The organism is Marinomonas sp., from assembly GCF_965225885.1.
Classification (GTDB): Bacteria; Pseudomonadota; Gammaproteobacteria; order Pseudomonadales; family Marinomonadaceae; genus Marinomonas.
This window is the reverse complement of sequence record NZ_OZ245329.1, coordinates 2,052,589-2,078,164: the sequence shown is the minus strand read 5'-3', so window position 1 is coordinate 2,078,164 and position 25,576 is coordinate 2,052,589. Positions and strand designations below refer to the sequence as shown.

General features: G+C 44.7%; 21 protein-coding genes. 14 read left to right on the top strand and 7 right to left on the bottom strand.

What is annotated here, in order from left to right; all coding sequences use genetic code 11:
* Positions 1 to 335: 335 nt before the first annotated feature.
* Both dcd and apbC read right to left on the bottom strand, forming a co-directional pair.
* Complete coding sequence (gene dcd, locus ACO05V_RS09835) at positions 336 to 920, bottom strand: dCTP deaminase (RefSeq protein WP_421850359.1); 585 nt, start codon at positions 918 to 920, stop codon at positions 336 to 338.
* 47 nt (positions 921 to 967) lie between these two features.
* Entirely contained in the window at positions 968 to 2,050 is a 1,083-nt protein-coding gene (apbC, locus tag ACO05V_RS09830; protein ID WP_421850356.1) for an iron-sulfur cluster carrier protein ApbC, read from the bottom strand.
* 254 nt (positions 2,051 to 2,304) lie between these two features.
* On the opposite strand from apbC, the gene metG reads away from it, so the two are divergent.
* The 10 genes from metG to ACO05V_RS09780 all read left to right on the top strand — a co-directional run bounded on the left by metG (position 2,305) and on the right by ACO05V_RS09780 (position 13,955).
* The gene (metG, locus tag ACO05V_RS09825) at positions 2,305 to 4,365 is read left to right on the top strand and encodes a methionine--tRNA ligase (RefSeq protein WP_421850353.1); all 2,061 of its coding nucleotides are present in this window, start codon (positions 2,305 to 2,307) and stop codon (positions 4,363 to 4,365) included.
* Positions 4,366 to 4,660: 295 nt separating this feature from the next.
* Positions 4,661 to 5,242: an electron transport complex subunit RsxA gene (gene rsxA, locus ACO05V_RS09820; RefSeq protein ID WP_012069258.1), complete on the top strand. Its 582-nt coding sequence runs from the start codon at positions 4,661 to 4,663 to the stop codon at positions 5,240 to 5,242.
* 10 nt (positions 5,243 to 5,252) lie between these two features.
* The gene (gene rsxB, locus ACO05V_RS09815) at positions 5,253 to 5,849 is read left to right on the top strand and encodes an electron transport complex subunit RsxB (protein ID WP_421850350.1); all 597 of its coding nucleotides are present in this window, start codon (positions 5,253 to 5,255) and stop codon (positions 5,847 to 5,849) included.
* Entirely contained in the window at positions 5,849 to 8,821 is a 2,973-nt protein-coding gene (gene rsxC, locus ACO05V_RS09810; RefSeq protein ID WP_421850347.1) for an electron transport complex subunit RsxC, read from the top strand. Before rsxB ends, rsxC begins: the two co-directional genes overlap by 1 nt.
* Positions 8,822 to 9,880, top strand: coding sequence for an electron transport complex subunit RsxD (gene rsxD, locus ACO05V_RS09805; RefSeq protein ID WP_421850344.1), 1,059 nt, complete (start codon positions 8,822 to 8,824; stop codon positions 9,878 to 9,880). It begins immediately after the preceding gene.
* Positions 9,880 to 10,497 (top strand): electron transport complex subunit RsxG, encoded by a 618-nt coding sequence (rsxG, locus tag ACO05V_RS09800; protein ID WP_421850341.1) that lies wholly within the window; start codon positions 9,880 to 9,882, stop codon positions 10,495 to 10,497. The genes rsxD and rsxG overlap by 1 nt, the downstream gene beginning before the upstream one ends.
* A gap of 15 nt (positions 10,498 to 10,512) precedes the next feature.
* Positions 10,513 to 11,274 carry an electron transport complex subunit E gene (locus ACO05V_RS09795; RefSeq protein ID WP_421856925.1) on the top strand — a complete coding sequence of 254 codons (762 nt, stop codon included), beginning with the start codon at positions 10,513 to 10,515 and terminating at the stop codon, positions 11,272 to 11,274.
* 64 nt (positions 11,275 to 11,338) lie between these two features.
* Positions 11,339 to 11,974, top strand: coding sequence for an endonuclease III (gene nth / locus ACO05V_RS09790; protein WP_421850338.1), 636 nt, complete (start codon positions 11,339 to 11,341; stop codon positions 11,972 to 11,974).
* Between the two features lie 120 nt (positions 11,975 to 12,094).
* Positions 12,095 to 13,420, top strand: a complete 1,326-nt coding sequence (locus ACO05V_RS09785) for an aspartate aminotransferase family protein (protein WP_421850335.1) — start codon at positions 12,095 to 12,097, stop codon at positions 13,418 to 13,420.
* 208 nt (positions 13,421 to 13,628) lie between these two features.
* On the top strand, positions 13,629 to 13,955 hold the full coding sequence (locus tag ACO05V_RS09780) for a hypothetical protein (protein ID WP_421850332.1): 327 nt from the start codon (positions 13,629 to 13,631) through the stop codon (positions 13,953 to 13,955).
* A gap of 57 nt (positions 13,956 to 14,012) precedes the next feature.
* Here ACO05V_RS09780 and ACO05V_RS09775 read toward each other — a convergent pair whose 3' ends face one another.
* On the bottom strand, positions 14,013 to 14,282 hold the full coding sequence (locus tag ACO05V_RS09775) for an RNA recognition motif domain-containing protein (protein ID WP_421850328.1): 270 nt from the start codon (positions 14,280 to 14,282) through the stop codon (positions 14,013 to 14,015).
* Positions 14,283 to 14,553: 271 nt separating this feature from the next.
* On the opposite strand from ACO05V_RS09775, the gene ACO05V_RS09770 reads away from it, so the two are divergent.
* Complete coding sequence (locus ACO05V_RS09770; protein WP_421850326.1) at positions 14,554 to 16,374, top strand: amidohydrolase; 1,821 nt, start codon at positions 14,554 to 14,556, stop codon at positions 16,372 to 16,374.
* A 110-nt stretch (positions 16,375 to 16,484) separates the two neighbouring features.
* Here the strand turns inward: ACO05V_RS09770 and ACO05V_RS09765 are convergent, their stop codons facing one another.
* The 4 genes from ACO05V_RS09765 to ACO05V_RS09750 all read right to left on the bottom strand — a co-directional run bounded on the left by ACO05V_RS09765 (position 16,485) and on the right by ACO05V_RS09750 (position 20,895).
* On the bottom strand, positions 16,485 to 17,429 hold the full coding sequence (locus tag ACO05V_RS09765) for a nucleoside hydrolase (protein WP_421850323.1): 945 nt from the start codon (positions 17,427 to 17,429) through the stop codon (positions 16,485 to 16,487).
* Between the two features lie 44 nt (positions 17,430 to 17,473).
* On the bottom strand, positions 17,474 to 18,367 hold the full coding sequence (locus tag ACO05V_RS09760; RefSeq protein ID WP_421850320.1) for a ribokinase: 894 nt from the start codon (positions 18,365 to 18,367) through the stop codon (positions 17,474 to 17,476).
* 202 nt (positions 18,368 to 18,569) lie between these two features.
* Positions 18,570 to 19,802, bottom strand: a complete 1,233-nt coding sequence (locus ACO05V_RS09755) for an argininosuccinate synthase (protein ID WP_421850317.1) — start codon at positions 19,800 to 19,802, stop codon at positions 18,570 to 18,572.
* Positions 19,803 to 20,004: 202 nt separating this feature from the next.
* Entirely contained in the window at positions 20,005 to 20,895 is an 891-nt protein-coding gene (locus ACO05V_RS09750; RefSeq protein WP_421850314.1) for a flagellar protein MotY, read from the bottom strand.
* Positions 20,896 to 20,990: 95 nt separating this feature from the next.
* Here ACO05V_RS09750 and rnt point away from each other — a divergent pair, with 95 nt between their 5' ends.
* From rnt to ACO05V_RS09735, 3 genes are all read left to right on the top strand, one after another.
* Entirely contained in the window at positions 20,991 to 21,659 is a 669-nt protein-coding gene (rnt, locus tag ACO05V_RS09745) for a ribonuclease T (RefSeq protein WP_421850311.1), read from the top strand.
* Positions 21,660 to 21,729: 70 nt separating this feature from the next.
* Entirely contained in the window at positions 21,730 to 22,176 is a 447-nt protein-coding gene (locus tag ACO05V_RS09740) for a YbaN family protein (protein WP_421850302.1), read from the top strand.
* A gap of 40 nt (positions 22,177 to 22,216) precedes the next feature.
* Positions 22,217 to 25,468 (top strand): DUF748 domain-containing protein, encoded by a 3,252-nt coding sequence (locus ACO05V_RS09735; protein ID WP_421850299.1) that lies wholly within the window; start codon positions 22,217 to 22,219, stop codon positions 25,466 to 25,468.
* Positions 25,469 to 25,576: the final 108 nt, after the last annotated feature.

The following is a 25,576-nucleotide window of genomic DNA, read 5'->3' as shown; positions in this document are numbered from 1 at the left end:
CGACTTTATGGAGTTTCAGGGTCAGTTAAGAATACCTTTCCTAACACCATCAAAAACAATCTATGCCTTACTGCCCCAGAGCGTAGGAAGCAATCATGCTCTTATAAAGAAAATCAGGCATTAAAGATCTTAAAGCGAATTTTTGGTTACTTTTTGGGCGCTAGCAAAAAGTTACCCGCTCAGCAGAGCGGAAAAAAGGTTGGGAATACAAAGCGTTTGAATGGAAAGATGGTATCTCCCCTTGGAAGACATAAGGGGAGGGAATAAAGATACAAAAAAAGAGGCCGAAGCCTCTTTCCTATTGAACGTAAGAAAAACCAATTTGCAATTAAAAACTAATTCTCGCCGGAGATCCGGCTAACAACTGCTGAGGTTTGGTCTTTATACTTAGCATTATCACGTTTGTTATAAGGGCGATCAGCAGAACCCGACATGGTTTCAAAGTTGATGGCGCCGATGGTCATGCCTGGGCTTAGGGCGATTGGCAGTTTGCCGCCGTTGAGGAATTCTAAAACGATGCCGCCGCTCCAACCTGGGTCGATGCGGTGTGCGGTTACGTGAACCATTAAGCCAAGGCGCGCTAAGGAAGAACGACCATCGAGCCAGCCGACTAGGTTGTCAGGAAGGGTGACGGATTCTTTGGTCACGCCAAGGACCAATTCGCCCGGATGGATGAAGAAAGGCTTGCCGTCTTCGACGATAATTTCTTCGCTCATGACGGATTCGATGACTTTGCTTAAGTCGGCTTTTGAGCTGCTTAGGTCGAGGTAAGGCGCTGGGTGACCTTGAAAGACGCGAAACGAATTGCCCAATCGTAAATCAACAGATACGCCGCTGATGACGCTGTTGTCGGGGCGAGGTTCGATAACGATAGAACCTTCGTCTAGGGCTTTGATGATATCTCGGTCACACAAACGCATTTCTTTTCCTCAATTTTCTATTTAATCGCTCTGATTGCGGTGTTTTTTTAATCGTCGCTCATGCTGATGGTCGGCATGGCAAATTGCTCACCTTGTTCAGAGCCTTGTTGGGATGCAAGGGTAGCACCAAGCTTGCGTGCAATCGACTGATAAATGCCTGCGGTATCACTTTCTGGTGCATTTACCACAATTGGTCGGCCAGCGTCGCTCTGTTCACGGATCGCTAGGCTTAATGGCAGTTTGCCCAATACATTGACGTTATATTCTTTCGCTAGGCTCACGCCACCTTCGTCACCAAAGATGGCTTCGTGGTGACCACAGTTGGAGCAAATATGCGTCGACATGTTTTCAACCACGCCCAATACGGGAATTTTCACCTTGTTGAACATTTCAATTCCACGACGAGCATCCAATAAGGCGATATCTTGCGGCGTTGTAACAATGACGGAACCTGTCACTGGCACTTTTTGCGCTAGGGTAAGTTGAATGTCGCCAGTGCCCGGTGGCATGTCGATGAATAAGTAATCGAGATCATTCCAATCGGTTTGCGTCAAAATCTGCATCAAGGCGCCAGTTACCATTGGTCCACGCCATGCAACTGGCGTGTCTTTAGTGGTCAGAAATGCCATAGACATCACTTGCACGCCAAACGCACTTGGTGGCACAAAAAATTTGTCTTCACGAACTTGAGGACGAGTGCCTTCAGCGAAACCTAGCAACATGCCTTGGCTTGGGCCATAGATATCAGCATCTAAAATACCAACACGAGCGCCCTCTTTTGCCATAGCAAGGGCAAGGTTCACTGTGGTAGTCGATTTACCCACGCCGCCTTTACCTGACGCTACGGCAATGATGTTCTTCACGCCTTTTAGTCCTGCGATGTTGCCTTGAGTGGCTTGGCTTTTAACTTGAAAGTCAATGTCTAGCACCAAGTTGCGAGAATCACCCAAGAGTTCTTTGATCTTAGCTTCTAATTGAGCTTGTTGTTTTTGCGCAGGATAGCCGAGCGTTAAAGTGACATGAACGCGACTATCATCTGTGACGACGTTCCAAACTGCACCGTAGGCTTGGCCTGAATTGTCATCGGTTAGGATTTCTAAAGTCGCCTGTAATTGGGCATCAGTTAACATGGGGGGATCCTTGTAAGGCGTAATGTAAATCTTTTAACGTTGAGCCAAGTTTGGGGGCAAATTGCAGAAAAGCAAGCCCAGAAACCAGAAAAGCAGAGCTATGGAAGAAGACAAGCCCTTGCACATGGAAGATTGGGTCTTATAATGTCGATTTTCTTAGACTATCTATCCTTTAGGCGCTTTATTTATTCGTCATCTACGCCTAATTATTGATAGAATACCCGACCTTTTTTAATCCAGCAGGCTTATCAAAAATGGCACAAACGCAACGCAAAATTTTAGTCACCAGCGCCCTTCCTTATGCAAATGGTTCTATCCATTTGGGGCATATGCTGGAACACATCCAAACCGATATCTGGGTGCGTTTTCAAAAAATGCGCGGCCATCTTTGTACAGCAGTGTGTGCGGATGACGCTCACGGCACGGCGATTATGATCAAAGCTGCGCAAAATGGCATCACATCAGAAGAGTTGATCGAAGGTGTTCGCCAAGAGCACATGGCAGACTTTAATGACTTCCTAATTGGTTACGACAACTACTACTCTACGCATTCTGACGAAAACCGTGAATTCTCAAACAGCATTTACACGGCCCTTCGTGACAATGGCAAAATCGCTGTTCGCTCTATCGTGCAAGCCTATGACCCTGAAAAAGAAATGTTCCTTGCGGATCGTTTCATCAAGGGAACTTGCCCTAAGTGTAAAGCGGAAGATCAATACGGCGACAACTGTGAAGTATGCTCTGCCACTTACACGCCAATGGAAATGATCAATCCTCGCTCTGTTTACTCTGGTGCGACGCCGATTGAAAAAGACTCTGAGCATTACTTCTTTAAGTTACCAGACTTCCAAGACTTCCTAGCAAAATGGACACGCAGCGGCACCTTGCAAGACCAAGTGGCTAACAAGCTATCTGAATGGTTGGATTCTGGCCTAAAAGAGTGGGACATCAGCCGTGATGCACCTTACTTTGGCTTTGAAATACCAGACGCGCCGGGCAAATATTTCTACGTTTGGCTAGACGCACCGATTGGTTACATGGCGAGCTTTAAAAACCTGTGTGATCGCACGGAAGGATTAGAGTTTGACGATTACTGGGGCAAAGATTCTGACGCTGAACTTTACCACTTCATCGGTAAAGACATCATCAATTTCCACGCTTTGTTCTGGCCTGCGATGTTGGACTGTGCCGGCTACCGCACACCAACCGCAGTCAACGCACACGGTTATGTAACGGTTGACGGCGAAAAAATGTCTAAGTCACGCGGTACTTTTATTAAAGCCCGTACTTACTTGAAGCATTTGGATCCGCAATACTTGCGTTACTACTATGCTGCAAAACTGAACTCTCGTGTTGACGATATCGACCTTAACCTAGGCGATTTCTTACAGCGCGTTAACTCTGACGTTGTTGGCAAGGTAGTTAACATTGCTAGCCGCACAGCCAGCTTCATCAATAAGAAGTTTGACGGTCAATTGGCTAGCGACGTGAGCGAAGCGGAAATGATTCAATCTTTCATCGATGCCGGCGAAGTAATTGCTGAGCACTTTGAAAGCCGCGAATACGGTAAAGCCATTCGTGAAATCATGCGTCTGGCTGACGTAGCGAACGAATACATTGCCGTGCAAGCCCCTTGGGTATTGGCAAAAGACGAAGCGACCTTACCGAAAGTTCAAGACGTTTGTAGCGTTGCCTTGAACCTATTCAGCATTTTAGCGACTTACTTAAAACCCGTCATGCCAAACTTGGTGGCCGACGCTGAAGCTTTCCTTGGCAAAGAATTAACATGGGACAACCGCAGCGAATTGTTGTTTGGTCGTACGGTGAATACCTTTAAACCGCTAATGGGTCGTATTGAGCAAACACAAATTGATGCCATCATCGAAGAAGGCAAGCTAGAAGCGGCGGCAGAAGCCGCAGCGAAAGCAGCCGCTCAACCCGCTCAACCCGCTCAAATAGAAACTGAACTAAGCAAAGAACCAATCGAAGCAGAAATCAATTTTGATGACTTCGCGAAAGTTGACTTACGTATCGCCTTGATCGTCAAAGCCGAGCATGTTGAAAAAGCCAATAAGCTACTAAAACTGACTTTAGACATCGGTGGCGAAACTCGCACCGTGTTCTCTGGTATCAAGTCTGCTTATAAGCCAGAAGACTTAGAAGGCAAACACACGGTGATGGTTGCTAACCTAGCACCACGCAAAATGAAGTTTGGTATGTCAGAAGGCATGGTATTGGCGGCTGGCCCTGGTGGTGAAGAAATTTACCTACTGGAACCTCATGCAGGCGCGAAACCTGGCCAACGGGTGATGTAACAACTATTCAGCAAACAACAGAGCACCTCTTGGTAGCTCTAAAAATTGCATGAGAAACCAATGCTCACCTTAGTTAATAAGAAACATTCTTAATAAGGTGGGCATTGGCATTAATAAAGAAACATAAATCGAACTTATATAAGCATAACTTATTATCTATATACTAAATCGGACTAGAAATACAAAAGCTTTAGTCTTGTTAGTTATAAGCAGATTGGTATAGTTACGCTCAAAGATACTTTTATCTAAAAGTGTCTATAACCACACAATATTCACCGCATACTTTGGATTTGAGATGACTGAATATCTCCTGATACTGGTCAGTACCATTTTGGTTAACAACTTTGTATTGGTACAGTTTCTGGGCCTATGCCCTTTCATGGGTGTGTCTGGGAAACTAGAAACCTCTATTGGCATGGCAATGGCTACGACCTTTGTTTTGACCTTGTCGAGCCTATGTAGCTATCTCACTTATACCTACATACTTCAGCCATTTGGACTTGAATACCTGCAAACCATTTCCTTTATTTTGGTGATTGCGGTGGTTGTACAGTTCACCGAAATGGTCGTCCATAAAACCAGTCCTCTGCTTTATCGTGTATTGGGGATTTTCTTACCCTTGATCACGACAAACTGCGCGGTTTTGGGTGTGGCGCTGCAAAACATCAGCAAACAAAATGGCTTTGTTGAATCTATCCTTTATGGTTTTGGTGCTGCGGTGGGTTTCTCCTTCGTATTGATTCTGTTCTCTGCTATGCGTGAACGCATTAACGTTGCTGATGTACCGACTGTTTTTAAAGGCTCTGCCATCGGTATGATTACCGCTGGCCTTATGGCTCTTGCTTTCATGGGCTTCACCGCCCTCGTGCAGATTTAGGAGCCTGACGATGTTTACTGTTTTACTCGCTATCGGCATCTTAGTACTTTTATCGCTTATTTTCGGCGCAATCTTGGGTTATGCCAATGTACGCTTTCACGTGGAAGGCGATCCAATTGTTGACCAAATCGATGCTCTTCTGCCGCAAACTCAGTGTGGCCAATGTGGTCATCCAGGTTGCCGTCCTTATGCAGAAGCCATTGCGAACGGCGAAGCCATAAACCACTGCCCTCCAGGCGGCCAAGCAACAATCCAAGCCTTAGCCGACTTATTGGATGTAGAAGCGGTTCCTTTAGACGGCGACCACGGCACAGAAAGCGCAAAGCGTGTTGCCGTGATTCGTGAAGACGAGTGCATCGGCTGCACCAAGTGTATTCAAGCCTGCCCTGTAGACGCAATTTTAGGTGCGGCGAAACAAATGCACACCGTTATAGCAGATGAATGCACAGGCTGTGACCTTTGTGTCGAGCCTTGCCCTGTAGATTGTATTGATATGGTAGAAGTAGGCGTGACAGCGAAAACTTGGTCTTGGGATAAACCGCAAGGTATCGCGGCAACTTCATTAAACGTTATTGCCACCGACCGCCAAGCGGAGGTGACGCACTGATGCAAGCTGATAAACAACAAACAGCAAAGGTGTTTTCTTTTCACGGCGGCATTCACCCACCAGAAAACAAAGCGCAATCTCTGCAATTACCTTTGGGTCGACCAAGCCTACCTAACGAGCTTATTTTGCCGCTTGGCCAACACATTGGCCAGAGCTCTCGCCCATTAGTAAAAGTGGGCGACAAGGTTTTAAAAGGCGAAACCATTGCTATTAATAATGGCTTTTTAAGCAGCTTTTTACATGCGCCGACTTCTGGCACCATTGCTGCTATTGAAGAGCGTCTTATTGCTCACCCATCTGGTTTAAGCGACCTTTGTATTATCCTCACGCCAGATGGCGAGGATACATGGGCAAACCTCGAGCCACTAAACAATTGGCAAGATATCAGTAAAACAGACGTTCTGGCGTACTTGTCTGAAATGGGTATCATCGGTATGGGCGGTGCTGGCTTCCCAACTCAAGTGAAACTTCAAGGTGCACACAAAAACCCACTAACTCATTTCATTATTAATGCGGCAGAATGTGAACCTTACATCACCGCTGATGACATGCTGATTCGTGAAAAAACACTAGAGCTGATAGTCGGTATCGAGATACTTCAACACCTTGTTGAAGCTGATAATGTGGTCATTGGTATTGAAGACAACAAACCCACCGCCATTGCTGCATTAAAGACCGAATTGGCAGAACGTAACAGCAATATTCAAATTGCCGTTGTACCAACAAAATACCCTTCTGGTGGCGAAAAGCAGTTAATCCAGCTAATAACGGGCAAAGAAGTCCCAAGTGGGCAATACCCAGCAGATATTGGCGTTTTATGTCAAAATGTCGGCACCTGTGTAGCCATTCATGATGCAATTACACTCGGCAAGCCTTTGATCTCACGCTTTACTACCTTAACGGGTGATGCGTTAAAAAGTCCGCAAAACGTCGAAGTACTGTTCGGTACGCCAGTAGCGCATTTATTAGAATACGCCGATTCTGAGCCGAAAAAAATCAGCCGTTTGATCATGGGTGGCCCAATGATGGGCTACACCTTAGATTCAACCGCAGTACCGATTGTTAAAACCAGTAACTGCATCTTAGCCGCCAGCAAAAAAGAACTGCCTCCACCAGCACCTGAACAAGCCTGTATCCGTTGCGGTATGTGCGAACAAGCCTGCCCTGCTAGCTTGTTGCCTCAGCAGTTGCTGTGGTTCAGTAAAAGCCAAGAGTTTGAAAAAGCCGAACACCATAACCTATTCGATTGCATCGAATGTGGCGCTTGCTCTTATGTTTGCCCAAGCAGCATTCCGCTGGTGCAATATTACCGTCATTCCAAGAGCAGCATCCGTGAAGCTCGCGAAGCCAACGTCAAATCAGACTTAGCCAAGCAACGTTTTGAAGCTCGTAAAGCTCGCCAAGACGCAGAAGCCGCGGAGAAAGAAGCCAAACGCCTTGCTCGTCAAAAAGCGACATCAAGCAAAGCAACCGATGCGAAAAAAGCCGCACCAGCAAAAGCGGCTCCAACGGCCACTGCTGCGCCGGCAAGCAATGACGAATCGAAAAAGCTCAAGGTCGATATCGCCATTGGCAAATCCAAGTTGAAGAAGCTACAAAAACAGCTGCTTGAAGCGCAAGAAAACCAACACGTGGAAGAGATCAACAGCTTGCAACTGCAAGTCACTGATCAAGAAAAAGCTATCGCATCACTTGAAGAGCAGCTTGCGCAAGTTCCTAGCGCGGCGCCTGTCGCTCCAGTAGAAAATACCGCCAAGGCAAGCCCTGCGCCGGTTAGCGACGAGCTGAAAAAAGCCAAAGTCGATGTAGCCTTGATTGGCGTGAAACTGAAGAAACTGCAAAAGCAACTTGCTGATACGCCTGAAGATCAGGAATTGAAAGACAAGGTTGCTGCTTTTGAAGCCGACCTAAAAGTTGCGCAAGACACAGTCAGCAAGCTAAGCGAAAGCACTCAGCCAAGTACAAACGCGACAACACCTGAACCGAAAGCCGTGATTAGCGATGAACTGAAAAAGCTAAAAATCGATGCTGCCATTGCCAAAGCTGCAGTGAAAAAAGTCGAAAAAGCCTTGAAGAAAGCCGAAGAAATTCAAGCACCAGAAATCGAAGCGATTCGCCAGCAATTACAAGAAGCCCAGCAAAGAGCTGATGAACTAGAAAAAGCTTTAGCTAATCCAGAAACAACGGCGCCAAAAGTTGCGGCGGCTAAAGCAGAGCCAACCGCCGCGAATCTTGATGCCGATGCAGCGAAGAAACGCAAAATTGATCTTGCCATTGCCAAAGCAGGCGTTAAAAAAGCCGAGAAAAATATTCAGCTTCTAAAAGAGCAAGGCAAAGACGAAGCTGAAATCAATGCTTCTGAATGGCCAAGCAAACTAAAAGAAGCACAGGATAAACTCGCCGTACTTGAGAAAGAACAAGCAGCAGAAACTACTAAATCTCCTGCGACAACAGAAGCCAGTGCGCCAGCCGCACCAGTAGCCACGGAAAACGTCGATGCAGATGCCGCTAAAAAACGCAAGATAGACCTAGCTATTGCTAAGGCCGGTATCAAGAAAGCCGAGAAAAATATTCAGCTTTTAAAAGACCAAGGCAAAGACGAAAGCGAGATAGAGGCATCGGAGTGGCCTAAAAAGCTCATTGAAGCACAACAAAAGCTAGCCGCGCTTGAAGCTGATGAAACCACACCAGCTACTTCCGTTTCTACACCTGTAGAGAAAACAGCGGCAGCTGACAGCGAAGCCAAAGTAGAACCTGAAATGGATTTGGCAAATCAGATCAAGAAAGAAAAAATCGCCGTTGCCTTGGCCAAAGCACAAATCAACAAACTGAATAAGCGCTTAGAAAGTACTCCTGAAGACGCAGACAGTATTAACCAAGAGATTACCGCTACTGAGCAACGCTTGCAGAGCGCCGAAATCTTGTTAGAAAAACTTATTCATTCGCAAACCAACATGCAAGAGAATCGTTAAATGGCATTATTGAGGATCACCTCCCCCCACACACAACGTGCAGGACGCCGCACCTCTTGGGTGATGCAGATGGTCATTTTAGCGACCATTCCTGGCATAGTCGTACAGACTTGGCTATTTGGCTGGGGCACCTTAATCAACCTAATGATCGCCTGTATCACGGCATTATTAAGCGAAGCGGCTATTTTGGCGATTCGTCGTCGTGCTGTCGGGTTCTTCTTGAAAGATTACAGTGCGCTATTAACAGCGGTACTGTTAGGCGTGGCGCTTCCTCCCGTTGTGCCTTGGTGGGTAACCGTGACAGCAGTCGCCTTTGCGATTATTTTTGCCAAACAACTTTATGGCGGCTTGGGTAATAACCCGTTCAACCCAGCCATGGTCGGTTATGCCATTGTGCTGGTATCTTTCCCTGTACCAATGAGCCAATGGCTTGGCGTACAAGGCATGATTCCAGCAGGCGAGACCCTGTCTTTCATGCAAAGCTTGCAAGCTATTTTTCATCAGCTGCCAGTGATCGATAGCTACACCATGGCAACGCCTTTAGATGGCTTCAAACACAAAGACCTATTAGATTCGCAAGCCGCCTTTAGCAGCATTGCTGCACTTCAAGGTCCCAGCTTAAACAGCTGGCTTTGGGTAAATGCAGCTTACCTTGTCGGTGGCCTTGGGCTGATCTGGTTACGCATTATCACTTGGCACACGCCAGTAGCGCTTTTAGGTGCTTTGTTAGTAATGTCGGGCGCGTTTCATTTATTTGATCCTAGCAATACGGCAACGCCATTTTTCCACCTTACCACTGGCGCAGCTATGTTTGGCGCTTTCTTTATCGCTACTGATCCTGTGTCTTCATGCACCAGTAATCGTGGCAAACTGATTTATGGCGCAGGAATTGGCATCTTGATCTACATCATTCGCTCTTGGGGCGGTTATCCTGATGGCGTGGCATTTGGCGTCTTGCTGATGAACTTCGCAGCTCCGCTAATCGATTACTACACACAACCAAGAACCTACGGTCATAAAAAAGCCAAATCCGGCTTAAAAATTGGGGAGGATAACTAATGGAATTGTTCGCCTCTATTCGTCGTAACAGTCTTGGTTTAGCTATCTTTGCGGTGCTGACGGCTGGCCTTATTGCCATCACTCATCAACTGACAGATCACACCATCAAGAACAACATTCTGGATGCGCAAATTTCGGCCTTTAACGAAATATTACCAGCCAATTTGTACGATAACGACTTAACTAAAGACACTGCCATTCTGCCAGCCGATCCATTATTGGGTAGCGAAGAAGGTATTAAGATTCACATCGCCCGTAAGAACGGCGAAGTCTCTGGCATCATTTTCGAAACCATCGCCCCGCGTGGTTATAACGGCAATTTAGACATGCTGGTTGCCATTGATAAAAACGGCGTAGTCACTGGCAGTCGAGTTATCAGCCATAAAGAAACACCAGGACTTGGCGATAAGGTCGATCTCAAAAAATCCAAATGGATTTTAAGCTTTGCCAACAAGTCGTTAGAAAACCCAACCTTAAAAGGCTGGGCAGTGAAAAAAGACGGTGGCGATTTTGACCAATTTACTGGTGCAACCATCACGCCTCGTGCCGTGGTTCGTGCCGTAAAAAATACGCTAATTTATTTTGATCAACACAAAGATACGCTGTTAGCGTATTAGGACAGGCTAATGAAAATGAGTGCAGAGACAGCAAGCAGTGACGCGACTCCAGAAGAGAGTAAGCCAAGCGCCAATTACGCTGAAATCATTTACAACGGCATCTGGAAAAACAACCCTGCCCTAGTTCAATTACTAGGCTTATGCCCTATGTTGGCGGTAACCAGCACAGTCGTCAACGCCTTAGGTCTAGGCTTGGCAACTATGGTGGTTTTAATCGGCTCTAACATTGCCGTTTCCATCATTCGTAACTACGTTGCCGATGCGGTTCGCCTACCTGCTTTTGTCATGATTATCGCCTCGTTCACTACTTGTATCGAATTGATAATGCAGGCTTACACCTATGAGCTTTATCAGATTTTGGGGATTTTCATCCCGCTTATCGTAACTAACTGCGCAATCCTTGGCCGCGCCGATGCCTTTGCTAGCCGTAATCCAGTGCTGCCTTCCGCGCTAGATGGCTTTATGATGGGTTTGGGCTTCATGTTCATCCTTGTCACCTTGGGCGCAATGCGCGAGCTAATCGGCCAAGGCACACTGTTTTCTGACATGCAGCTATTATTTGGCGACATGGCCATTCATTGGAAAATCGTTGTCTTTGAAAACTACCCAAATGTATTGTTTGCCGTATTACCACCGGGTGCCTTTATTGGTTTAGGCTTATTGATCGCGGGTAAAAACTACCTAGACGAACGTGAGAAGAAACGCGTCGCGACACAAAAAGCCAAAGACGGCCCAAGTGCGTCGAAACGGGTTCGTGTGACCGGGCAAGTAAGTTAACTTTTATCCCACATGCTATTTAAAGTGAACAACGGCTATTTATTTTTAACAAAGGCTATCAAAAGTGAACAAAGAAAAGCGCTACGAGATTTTTTCTCGCTTACGAGCTGAAAACCCAAATCCCGTAACCGAGCTGGAATACAGCTCGCCTTTTGAGCTTTTGATTGCGGTGCTGTTTTCAGCACAAGCCACTGACGTAAGCGTCAATAAAGCCACGCGCAAGCTTTTCCCTGTCGCCAATACGCCAGAAACCATGCTGGCACTTGGTGTTGATGGCCTAAAAAGCTACATCAAAACCATTGGTCTGTTTAACGCCAAAGCCGAAAACGCCATCAAGACCTGTCAGATTCTGATCGAGAAACACAACAGCATCGTGCCTGAAACGCGCGAAGAACTCGAAGCCCTTCCCGGTGTTGGCCGCAAAACCGCTAACGTGGTATTGAATACCGCCTTTCGCCAAGTCGCTATGGCTGTCGATACGCATATCTTTCGCTTTGGTAATCGAACAAAAGTCGCGCCGGGCAAAAATGTTTTAGAAGTGGAAATGAAGCTGTTGAAGTTTGTTCCGAAGGAGTTTCTTTTGGATGCGCATCACTGGATGATACTTCACGGTCGTTACATCTGTGTCGCTCGCAAACCTAAATGTGATGCATGCATCATTGAAGATTTGTGTGAGTTTAAAGACAAGACCTCAACTTAATTCCCAACTTTTTAAGTTAACTAAAGACTAACCTAAAATTAAATAACATCACATTTATTAAACCTTTCCAGCTCGGCATTCTTACTCTATTAAGATTTCATTTTTTAGAGGGAAAATGCCATGAGTCACCGTTTAACCCAAGCCCAGCTTGATGCCCATTGGATGGCCTACACAGGCAATCGTCAATTCAAAAAAGATCCTCGCATTATCACCTCTGCCGCTGGCAACTATTACATCGACAGTGAAGGCAGAAAGGTTTTTGATGGTTTGTCTGGTTTATGGACTTGTGGTTTGGGTCATAGTGTTCCTGCGATTAATGAAGCTGTAGCCCAACAAGTTAAAACGCTCGATTACTCCCCTGCTTTTCAATTCGGTCACGAGAAGTCTTTCTTACTCGCTGAGCGAATTACCGAATTTATGCCTGCTGGTTTAAACCGTATTTTCTTTACCGGCTCAGGTTCTGAATCTGTCGATACTGCATTGAAAGTGGCTCGCGCCTACTGGCGTAAAAAAGGCATGGGCACTAAGACTAAATTTATCGGTCGTGCTAAAGGTTATCATGGTGCGGGAATCTCAGGTTTCAGCGTTGGTGGTATTCCTGCGAACCGAACGCTTTATGGTCAAGGTTTAGAGTCTTACCATTTGCCTCATACCCAAGTACCTGGCAGTGAATTTTCTAAAGGCATGGCGGAACAAGGCAAAGAGCGCGCAGAAAATTTGCTTGATCTAATAACTATGCACGATGCATCTAATATTGCCGCGGTGATTGTTGAGCCTATGTCTGGCTCTGCGGGTGTAATTGTGCCGCCAAAAGGCTATTTGCAGCGTTTACGTGAGATCTGTGACCAACACAATATCTTGTTAATTTTTGATGAAGTGATTACTGCCTTTGGGCGCATGGGAGATAAAACAGGCGCAGAAGCCTTTGGCGTCACACCTGACGCGATTGTCATGGCAAAACAAGTTACCAACGGTGTTATTCCAATGGGCGCTGTGGCCTTCAAACAGGAGATCTACGACACCTTCATGAATAACGGCGGCGCGGAATATATGTTAGAAATCCCTCATGGTTACACCTATTCCGCTCACCCAATCGCTTGTGCCGCGGCGTTAGCATCCCTTGATGAGATTAAGAAACAAGGCTTGATTGAACGAGTTAGTAGCATGAGTTCAGCGTGGGAAAATAGCGTTCATCAGCTAAAAGACGCCAGCTCAATGATTACTGACATTCGTAATTACGGTTTTGCAGCGGGCATTACCATTGCACCAATAGATGGCGAACCAGCGAAACGTCCGTTCCAAATCGCCATGACCATGTGGAACAAGGGCTACTACGTTCGCTACGGTGCTGACACCATTCAATTGGCTCCGCCATTCACAACAGAACAGTCTGAAATTGATAGTTTAATCAATGCGCTAGGCGAGACAATTAAACAGCAAGACTAAAACATCTCTGTACTGAAAAGATAAGGCGCTTTGCCTTATCTTTTCTAATCATTTCTTTTTCAACCAATATATCGTCGAACGTAAAGCAACAACATATTGATTCATATGAATTTTTTCCCACTACCACTTGTCTGTGTTATTGCTCTATAATGGCTATCCTAGAAGAGTCATCAACGACCTTGGATCTTCACCATACAAGGATAAACCAATGTCTATTTCACATTCTCCTTATGTTCGCTGCTTCTGGACAGGTTCACTATATTTAACTAACGGCACAGTAATGCCTATTCATTGCACACACATATCTACGCAAACGATAGAAGTGGAAGCACCTGATGGTTTACAAGGCTCGAAGATTGTAAAACTAGAACTAAAGGCAATTCACGAAGGAAAAACGGCCACAATAAAGGTATTGTGCGACCCACAATTGGATGTTTTTAACGAACATAATAAGCATTATATAAAGCTGACTTATCATACCATTTCAAGTAAAGACGTAGAGTTCATCAAAACATTTGCAGACGCCCACTCCTAGCTCGTAACAGAGACAAGCTAGGAAAGCGGATATTGCTTAATACGTATTCAGTCTTATTTATTCAGAATCACTTTCGTCTTTTTTAGTGACATCTTCCGCTTTTTTCACACGTATTTTAGAACCATCAACATCCACGCCGTTTAGCGTTTTGATCGCGACTTTTGCTTCGCCAACCTTTGGCATTTCAACGAAGGCAAAACCTTTCGATTCGCCAGTTTCTTTGTCCATCACAATAGTGCAAGACTGCAAAGTACCATGAACGGCAAATAAGCTTCTCAACTCGTCTTCCGTGGTGTTACGCGCCAAATTTCTTACTAATAATTTCATCATCATCTCAGAGATTAATTTAAAAACAACATTCTATAAAAGCACAGAGCTATCAGCTCTAACTTCAAGTTGCTCCATTCTAATTGCTTAAGACAAGCTTGTCTCAAATACTTTACGTTATTAACTTAACTCATAACAACAAACACAAAACGCCACTCTTCTGAACCTTGGTCTTATGCTTATTGCTCTCCACTACCCTTTTAGAGGTATTTATTTATGTTTTTCAAACCTTATATGCTGATGAAGCCAATAATTAAAAAGGAACACAATCATGACATTTGCACTAAAAAAAATCGCAACATCCGTTGCATTAACTGGCGCCGTACTGATCACAGCAGGTTGTAGCTCCTTTGGGCAATCAGATACGACCCAAAGTGCGGATACCGTATTTATGGGCGGACCAATTTATACGCTTGATAAGGCCAACCGAGTTGTCGAAGCCTTAGCCATTAAAAATGGTGCCATTATTGGCGTTGGCTCTAAACAAGAGTTAAACAAGCTGGTCGACTCACACACGAGCATTGTCGATTTAGAAGGGAAAACGTTAATGCCCGGCTTAATTGATGCTCATATGCATCCCATGGCTGGCGGTGAACAGTTGAATACTTGTTCGCTCAACTATGCGCCATTATCAGTTGATCAAGTGTTAGAAAAAATCAACACCTGCCTCGAAGAAAGTAACGAACAAGATCCAACTCGATGGCTAAAAGTCGCTGGCTGGTTTCGCCAAGCGATGACACCTGCTGGAGCAGATCTAACAGCGAAAATTCTAGACAGAATTCCAACTGACCGCCCTATTTATGTCTTTGCTAACGACTTCCACTCGATGGTTGCCAACTCAGCCGCGCTAAAAGCAGCAGGAATAAACCATTCCACGCCCTCTCCTGAAGGCGGATCAATCGAAAAAGACGCCAAAGGCAATCCAACAGGGATATTTTTAGACAGTGCCATGTGGGCTCTCGCCGCAAATGTTCCTGAGTTACCACAAGAAGAAGCAAGACAGAAAAACCTTAACGATATGCAAATGGCCATCAAAGAAGTGTCTTCTCAAGGTGTTACCAGCATTTTAGATGCTGCGGCCAGTGAGCCCTCTATCTCCACACTTCGCAGCTTAGCGGAACAAGGCAAATTAAACGTACGCGCAAGCTTAGCGCCTAATTTTGGTCCAGAGCGATTACAAGAGCCGGAAAAAATTGTGGCAGAAGTAAAAGGTTATGCTGATAAGTTTAATTTACAGAACACAGCAACACAGCCAGGCATTCGCGTAAATACAGTAAAAGTATTTATGGATGGTGTTATTCAAGCACCTGCACAAACTGGCGCTTTGATGGCTCCTTATCTTCATAATACGGGTTCGACAAACAAGCCAGCTTGGCAAGAAAGTGACCATGATGGCGAACTTTATGTCAATGAAGATACGCTATCCAAAGCCATGATTGCTTTCTCTGACGCCGGCTTTAACGTTCATATGCATACCGATGGAGACAGAGCAGTACACACGGCGTTGAACTCCTTAGAAACGTTAAAACAAACTCGACCTGATTCAGGTCTACGTCCAGCCTTAGCACATTGTGAAGTGATGCTTCCTGAAGATTACGCTCGTTTTTCCAAACTCAATGCCCTTCCTGTTCTTTCATTTCAATGGGGTAAACCTGCGCCAGATACGATTGATTCAGTAAAAGATTATATGGGGGAAGAACGATTTAACTTTGTTGAGACAACCGGAAAATTCAAACAAGCCAATGCGACTATTGTTTACGGCAGTGACTGGCCTGTAGAAGCACTAAACGAATGGTATGCAATGGAAGTCGCCCTAACCCGCATGGATGAAAACGCAACGGATCCAAAATACCAAGGACGCCTTGGAGATGATCCTGGCCTTGATATTCAAACCGTTCTTCGTGCTTTTACAATCAATGCCGCCTATTCACTAAGCATGGAAGACAAAGTAGGTTCATTGGAAGTTGGCAAGTTCGCAGACATGATCATTATTGATAGAGATTTGCTTAACATTCCATCGGATCAAGTAAGTGAAACCAGAGTCTTGAAAACCTACCTTGGCGGCAGAGAAGTCTACACAGCGCCAATGTAAGTCGACTGACAAACGACTGCCCACAAATAAAAACGCAGGTTGTGAAACCTACGTTTTTATTTGTCTCATTGTCATGAGACCAAGTTTGCGAGCTTAGTTATAAATATAAATCAAGACACCATTGCCGATTCAAACAATGCCAAAAGACGTTCGCTGTCAACTTCCATACAAACCTGTGTCATTGGTACATCGTTCCAGTGTGGTTCAGGAAAATCCATCCCTTGTGGTGCAAAAATAGTTTGGCCGATACCAATCCCCTCGCAGGCAACACGCACCGCGCCAAGTTCCACACCAAAAATGCTTGGGTCTAGAATATAAGCGATAGTAGACGCATCATGGAAATAACAACCATCCATATCAAAACGGCTGCTATAGAAATTGATATAATGCTGAGCACAATCGTATAAGAAGCTACCTTCTGTTGGGTTGGCTTTTTTGATGCGCTCTAAAACAGTGTTATCCAATAACACCTGATGAGTCACGTCTAAACCAATCATGGTCACTTGCCAAGGCGCGGTAAACACAAGATCCGCAGCATGTGGATCGTTCATGATGTTCGCTTCTGCAACGGGAGATACGTTGCCGTATTCAATCGCAGTGCCGCCCATAAGAACTACTTCATCAACCAAGTTCGCCACTTCGGGATCAAGCTCTAACGCTTTCGCCAAATTACCCAATGGCCCAAGGGCGATAATGGTGACTTCCCCCGGAAACTCACGCACAGTATCCACAATAAACTGCGCCGCGCTTTTCTCGATTGCCTTACCTTTTGGTGCTGGCCAATCAATATTACCGAAACCATCTGCGCCGTGAACAAAATCTGGGTGTGGGCGTGGTGCAATCTTGCTTGGTACGGCAACACCTTTAGCAACAGGTACGTTTACTTTCGCGATCTCAGTCAAAGTGATGGCGTTTTGTGTTGCCAAATCTACAGACACATTACCGAATGTCGTCGTTAGACCCAACACCTCAAGCTGTGGCGCTTGAAAGGCGAAGAAGATCGCCATTGCATCGTCTATACCTGGATCTGTATCTATAATAATTTTACGAGCCATGTTTCAATTCCTCTTTAGCTATTCGTTATTGGCTATGTATTTGGCTAACTGTTCTTGGTAAGAAAGGCCGTCACTTCATCTTGTGTCGGTATAGATGACGCTGCACCCAAACGAGTTACGCAAATAGCGGATGCTGCACAGGCACGAGTAATAGATTGCTTCATGTCTTCGTCATTCATTAGCGAAGATAAGCAAAAACCAATAAACGTATCACCAGCCGCTGTGGTATCAACCGCTTCGACAGAAAATGCTTTTACAGATAGACGTTCATCTCCATCAAAGTAACAAACACCGGCTTTGCCAAGCGTCATCAAGACAGCAAGTTCTGGGTAAGCTTTTGGAAACGCCTCAATAGTACTATCTATATCATCTGTGCCAATCAAATCCATGGCTTCAACTTCGTTAACAATCAATAGATCAACAAAACCAAGTACTTTTTTAGTAAGCTCCGCATCCATAGGCGCTGGATTAAACGCGACCTTAACTTTGTTCTCTTGCGCTTTGCGCATGATGTATTCAATCAGGTTAGTTTCGTTTTGTAGTAACACCCAATCACCAGCGTTTGCTTGCGACAATACTTGATCAACTTGCTCTTCCGTCAGCGCGTGGTTCGCGCCTTGGTACAAAATAATCGAGTTTTCTGCTTCTTTGGTTAGCTGAATAATCGCATGACCCGTTGGCACATCAATCCGCTTTATCAGCCCTGTATCCACACCAAGGGATTCTAACTGATCAATAACCGCTTGATCACTGTGATGAATCGCACCAACGTGTTTCACATCAGCACCCGCTTTAGCAAGTGCAACAGATTGATTTGCTCCTTTGCCACCCAGTAAACACTGATAGCTATTAGAAGCCATGGTCTCGCCTGGTCGAACAAAATGATCTAGCTGATAAAGGTGGTCGAGGTTAATCGAACCAAAGTTATAAATTGTCATAATTCTCTTCCTTCAAGATCTGCGTGATTATCGTATCAGAACATTTCATTCTACGGTTCACTCTGCAAAGCAACATGCTATATCAATTCTCCAGCAAATACTGACCAAGTGTACAAAAATAAAAAACGCTCCAATTCTGCAAGAATGGAGCGTTTTTTGAAAGCTTATTTTTCTAAATCGCTACTTTTAACGTAACAAGCTATTACTTATCAGAATCTAGAAAACCACGGCCTTTTTGAGCGGCAATACGCATACGTAGTGCATTTAGCTTGATAAAGCCTGCTGCATCTTTCTGATCGTAAGCACCTGCGTCGTCTTCAAAAGTCGCAATTTTGCTGTCAAACAAGCTGTTTTCAGACTGGCGACCAACAACAATTACGTTACCTTTATACAGTTTCAAACGTACAGTACCGTTCACGTATTTTTGTGATGTGTCGATCAAAGCTTGCATCATGCGACGCTCTTCTGACCACCAAAAACCGTTGTAGATCAATTTAGCATAGCGAGGCATCATTTCATCTTTCAAATGCGCCGCTTCACGGTCTAGAGTAATAGACTCAATCGCGCGGTGTGCCTTCATCATGATGGTGCCACCAGGTGTTTCATAACAACCACGGGCTTTCATACCAACAAAACGGTTTTCTACGATATCAACACGACCAATACCATTCGCGCCACCAACTTTGTTTAATGTTTCCAAGATAGTCGCTGGAGACATTGCTTCGCCGTTGATAGAAATAGGATCGCCTTTCTCGTAACCAATTTCGATGTAAGTTGGTTCGTTTGGAGCATTTTCAGGAGAGACAGACCAACGCCACATGTCGTCTTCTGGCTCTGTCCATGGATCTTCCAACTGATCACCTTCAAAAGAGATGTGCAGTAAGTTAGCGTCCATAGAGTAAGGAGATTTTTTCTTTTTAGTCGAAAAATCCACTGGAATTTTGTGTTCTTCACAGTATGCCATTAGGGTTTCACGAGACGTTAGATCCCATTCACGCCAAGGTGCAATCACTTTAACGCCAGGTTTCAATGCGTAAGCACCAAGTTCAAAACGTACTTGGTCGTTACCTTTGCCTGTCGCGCCGTGAGAAATCGCATCAGCACCTGTTTCATTGGCAATCTCGATCAAGCGTTTAGCGATCAGAGGACGCGCAATGGATGTACCCAATAGGTACTCGCCTTCATAAATAGTGTTGGCACGGAACATAGGGAAAACGAAGTCGCGAACAAACTCTTCGCGCAAATCTTCAATGTAGATTTCCTTAATACCCAACGCTTGAGCTTTAGCACGAGCTGGTTCAACTTCCTCACCCTGACCCAAATCAGCGGTAAAGGTAACCACTTCACAGTTATACTCTTCTTGAAGCCACTTCGCGATTACGGAAGTATCCAGGCCGCCAGAATAGGCAAGCACTACCTTCTTCACGTCAGACATTATCTCTATTCTCCTCAACGAGCTCGCGCTCCCTCACCAGTGCTTTCAAACCAGAACATGGCGGCGCAAAAAATTTAAAAAAAGGGCTGTAAGTGTAAGATCTCGATTCTTGCTTAGCAAGTAAAAAGCCCCGCCCCACTCAGATAATTCAGCAAAACGGGGCTCTTTTAGTAAATTAGAGAAATCTATAATCGTTTACAAATTAACTCGACTCAGATGATTTCTCCAAACGAATGGTGACTCGTCGGTTACGTTCTCGACCTTTAGCGGTATTATTTGTGGTCGAAGGATAACGTTCACCATGATAACGAGAAATAATTTTCCCGGCTGGTACACCTTTCTCAAGTAAATATGACGTTACTTTTTCGGCTCGGACTTTTGACAATTCACGGTTATCTCGGCGAGAGCCAATAATGTCCGTGTGACCATCGATATAAATATATTCAACACTTGGATCAGAAGAAACATAAAGAGCAACCAGATCCAAACGCGCCTTAATTCGATCAGTAAGGTTCACGCCATTGGTCGGAAACAAGGCCGCTGTTCTAGCAATTTGATCGTAATTTACTGGTAACAGGCTAGACAAACAACGTCTAAATTGATTGTATGCAGGCGCAAAGTTAATGTTCGACAAGCCTACTTCTATTGTTTCGCGGTTGTTTTCCCAAGCCGTTCCGGCAACAACAGGATGACGTCCACGATCCAAACTCGTCAGCATTCGTTCGGCCACTCTTCCGCCCACTTCAACTGTTAAACCGTAACCCGGATAAGGCAGAATATCTAAGGTTTCTGGTTTTAAACCCGGCGACCAATCTGGCGCTTGGGAAATAATATAAACCTGACCGGGACCCAGTTTTTCATTCTGCGGCTGCAAAATAAACTTCATCGGTTCGCCCGCTTCTTTTATAAAATGGCCTTCGCCGTAATTCGGCACGGGATGCGTTAAACTGCACGAAAAAATATCGCCCGACAATAGCCACTCAGAATCCGAAATTCCGGACTGAAAATGAGTTATGGCGTTCGCTTGCCCAAACGGAATACAAGCAGCCAGTAAAAAAGTCGTGCGAATTAGAAGTTGTTGGGGAATTCCCATTTAGACATCTCGTTCAAGCATTATCAAATGTGTTATGATCCGATCCTATTGTATACCGTTACTGTTGATCAAGCGGCAGAATTAAGGACCTTCTTTTGTCAAACCATGAAATCAAAGATAGATTCCGCGGCTTCCTACCTGTTGTTATCGACGTAGAAACCGCAGGCTTTAATCAAAAAACCGATGCTTTATTAGAAATGGCGGCCAGCATCCTGCGAATGGATGAAAATGGCGACTTATATATCCACGAAACATTGGAATTTTTGATCAAACCATTTGAGGGCGCAAATCTTGAAAAAGCAGCGCTGGACTTTACGGGCATTGACCCTTTTGCCGCTGGCAGACAAGACATGCCAGAAACGGAAGCTCTCAATCAAATGTTCACAAAAGTACGCAAAGAACTGAAATCTGTTGGTTGTAAGCGTGCCATTTTAGTTGGCCACAATTCGGCTTTTGATCACGGTTTCTTGAATGCAGCAATTGAACGTGCTGACATTAAACGCAACCCTTTTCATCCTTTCTCTAGCTTCGATACCGCAAGCCTAGCGGGATTGGTGTTCGGGCAAACCGTATTGGCGAAAGCCTGTGAAGCGGCTTCTATTCCATTTAGCAACTCCGAAGCGCATTCTGCTAAATACGATACTGAAAAAACCGCTGAACTATTTTGTGAAATGGTTAATCGTTTAAAACGCTTAGGCGGTTGGCCTTTGGTTGAAAACGAAGCAGAAGATAGCATGGCAGCTATTTTCCATTCAGGAAAATAACGCCATAATGAGAATGGGCTTAAACAATCAAAGCCCTTTTTTTCTTTAGCCATTGAACAGGTCACTATCTATGCAAGGAAAGCGAATTTTATATTTGATGCTGGGGTGGTTTTCCCTAATTACCGGCATCATTGGCATTTTCCTTCCCTTACTTCCTACAACGCCGCTGGTGTTACTCGCTGCTTGGTGTTTTTCTCGATCCTCTGTGCGATTCCATACTTGGCTAATTGAGCATAAATTCTTTGGCCCGATTGTTCGTGATTGGCAATCCTCCGATGGCATTCCTCGCAAAGCAAGAAACCGCGCCATCATTTTTATGTGGGCTGGCATGGCGATTTCGATCTTTATTGTTTCTCGCTTCTGGGCAACGATAGGATTAATTACTATAGGACTCTGCGTCAGCACTTATTTATTACGCATGCCTATTCGTTCAGAAGTTACAGCTGATCTTAAAGCACCAGACAAAGAAACGACAGGCACATCAAAAAGACCAGAAGATAAAGACGGAACCAGCTAACCCATATTCACTTATTATTTAAAAAGCAGAAAGGCACTTTATGATGACACGCCGACACTTTCGCAACTTTGTCTTTTATCCATTTGCAGCCATAACTGGTCTCACGACTGCAATCTGGCTAGCAGCGCCATTCGTAGCAGAACACTACTTAACCGATTATTTCCAAAAACAAGGCGAAGACGTAACGGTTGGTAAACTCTCTATCGATTTCTTCCCACCTAAAATCGATTTAAAAAACATCGTCATCAATAATAAAACCCAAGACACACTCACTCTTAAACGTGCTATTTTCGAAGTCGAAATATGGCCACTTTTGACAAAAACGGTTCATATCTCGGAAGCAAAAATTGAAGGCTTAAACTTAATTGTTGCTCAACAAGAGAAAGACTGGATTGTCGCCGGCATCAATACTTCTCAATTCATCACATCTGAAGATCAACAAGAACCAAAGCCAGAAGCGACAGAAGAAGAAAAAGTAAGTGCACCTTGGGCAATAAAACTGCCATCATTTTCGTTCACGAACAGCCAAGTTAATTTATCGCGTCAGCCGGACTTAAATATACCTGCAGAATCAGATAAATTCGTCTTAACGAATCTATCTATTAAAGACCTCTCCGGCCAAGAAGTATCATGGAAAGGTAAAATCGCCTTATCCGCCCTAATCAATGAAACGGCACTGTCCCTAAATAGCCAGTTTAATTATTCACCAGAACAAGCCAGCGCCGACGTCGACATTAAAAATACGCGTTTGCTAATAGAAAGCTTTCGCCATTTTCTACCAGCGCCCTATAGCGAAGGCAAAGGTCAATTGAATCTCGCCGGAAGCTTTCAATTTTCACAACAGCAAGTTAAAGGCTCGCCGGTTTTTGACATAAAAAACCTTACCCTTAACACTCAAGTCGACAACCTTGATTTACCCTTAAGCGAGCAAGACAAAGCCGCCACCAAATCTACGTCGCTGGCGCTATCAAAAACCAATATCCGTTTTGTTTCCGCTGACCAATTAGCTACGACAGGAACGATTAACCTACAATCTACACAGTCTTCCTTTGCGCAAGCGGATCTAGAAGCACAGTTTGATAAGCTAACCCTAAACGCACCATTTGACATCAAACGTGATGCAAAAGGGTTAGTAGCAAACGGAAACCTTGATTTGCAACTAGAACAGCCTCTTTTTACTCAGGCCGAGCAAAAAGTACAGCTTGATATGCTTAAATTAAACACGCCATTCGATATCACACAGAATGAGCTTGGATTAGCGGCCAGCGGTGACCTTGAATTAAAACTAGGAAAATCCCTCTTTGCACAAGCTGAGCAAAACGTACAATTTGATAGCCTGACGTTAAAGACGCCTTTCGACATCAAACAAGATAAGCAATCAGGGCTAACCGCAAACCTTGCCTCTACAGTATTAGACATGAACGGGCTTTCCCTCTCATCAGAAAGCCTTGCCGTGCAAAACAAGCTGCTACACATTGCATTAAACGATGTCGCTTTCATTATGGATAACAATGAAGCGCTTACCGCCTCACTGCTTGCCGAGATACAAAGCAATGGTTTATCCGTACAACAAGCGGGAAATACAGCTGACTACGACACATTCAATTTATCAAATACACTTTCCCTGCAAAAAAATGGTGATTCGCTTGCCGCTAAAAACACCCAACTGATCATCGATATTAAAGGCTTGAAAGCCAAGCAAAGTGACGAAAAACAATTCTCGTTGGCAGCGGCAAAACTCACCGCCCAGCAGTTAAATGTTGATCAAGCTGGCCAGCAAGCTCCAGCGATAAAAGGTACTAATCTCGACTTCACCAGTGAATCATTGGACAGTATGCTGACTAATAAAAAACGCATTGCTTCTTGGCAAAATGCTGGTTTCAGCAACCTTTCATTTACTCAGCAAGATCAAAATTACAGCGCGTCATTGGATCAGCTTAATATCGCCGACCTAACACTGTCTGAATTCCTTGCAGACCCCAAAAGCAAAAAGAACCTTCCACCCGTCAGTCATATTGGTAGCATTAAAGTAGAGCAAGTCGATATGAATCAAGATGGCGCTAAAATCAACAAAATCACTACCGACTCAATGACCGTCAACCTGATTCTTGATGCACAAAAGCGTTTAGAAAATCTCGTTTTTGTCGAATCAACACAACCTAAGCTTGCAGAACCATCACTACAAGGCTCAGCAACACCAAGACAAAAAGACGCTCAGAATGCTATTCAAAACACTCAAAACGCTGAGCAAAACCCAGCTTTTAAAGCACCCTATTACGTTGTTTTGAATGCATTTGACATTACTGGCAAATCAAATATTCATGTACAAGACAAAAGCATTACACCAAACTTGCTGCGCTCACTGGATATAGATACGTTTTCGTTGCGTAACCTAAACACCCAGAAAAAAGACCAAGCGACCGTATTGGCATTAAAAGCACGCAGCGGCAAATACGCCACCTTGCAAAGTGATGTGACCATTTGGCCTTTGGCCGACAAGCTGACCATGAAAAGTGATTTGATTGTTCGTGAAGCCGAGCTACCGCCTTACTCTTCCTACATTGCCAACGTGCTTGGCTATCAGATTGATTCAGGTCAACTCGATTTAGATCTAAAACTCAATGCCGATGACGGTGTTTTAGACGGCAGCTCTCATATTCTATTGAGGGAGTTCGAACTAGGCGGACGCAAGGAAAGTAATTCCGTTATCAAGGCTGGCGCAGTTCCGCTTAATATCGCTGTGAGTGTTTTAAAAGACAGCAGCAACAATATTGATTTGGACATTCCTCTGTCTGGCGATATTGAAAACCCTGAATTCGGCTGGCAGGATTTCTTGTTTCTCCCTGTACGAAAAGCCTTGTACAGCGCATCAAGCACCTATTTAATGCAGACTTTTATTCCTTATGCCAATGTCATCAGCATTGCGCAATTTGCTGGAGATCAACTGCTTAAGATTCGCGTTGAGCCTTTATTATTTGAAGCGGAAGACGACAAGCTAAACGAGTCACAAGACGCTTTCTTAAAACAGCTTGTTGCGTTAATGAAAGACAAAAAAGACAGTCAACTCAAAGCCTGTGGCATTGCCAGTTATCGTGATTTGGGCTTTGAGAAACCACCGGTTTCGATTGACGCAGACACCCAAGAATCCGCAAAGAGCCTAGCCCAAAAACGTGCCGATCACTTGAAAGACTACTTGGTGAAAGAAGGTATTTCTTCTGCACGTATTTTCCTTTGCTCGCCTGAAGTAGATCTATCGAAAAGCAGTAAACCAAGAGTAGAGCTAAACTTCTAAGCCTCCTATTTTTTAAGGAGTCTCAACTCGAAGCAAGCCGAATAAACCAGCCGTGATAGCAAACTCTATCACGGCTTTTTCATGTCAAAAAGATGCAAAGAAACCCAC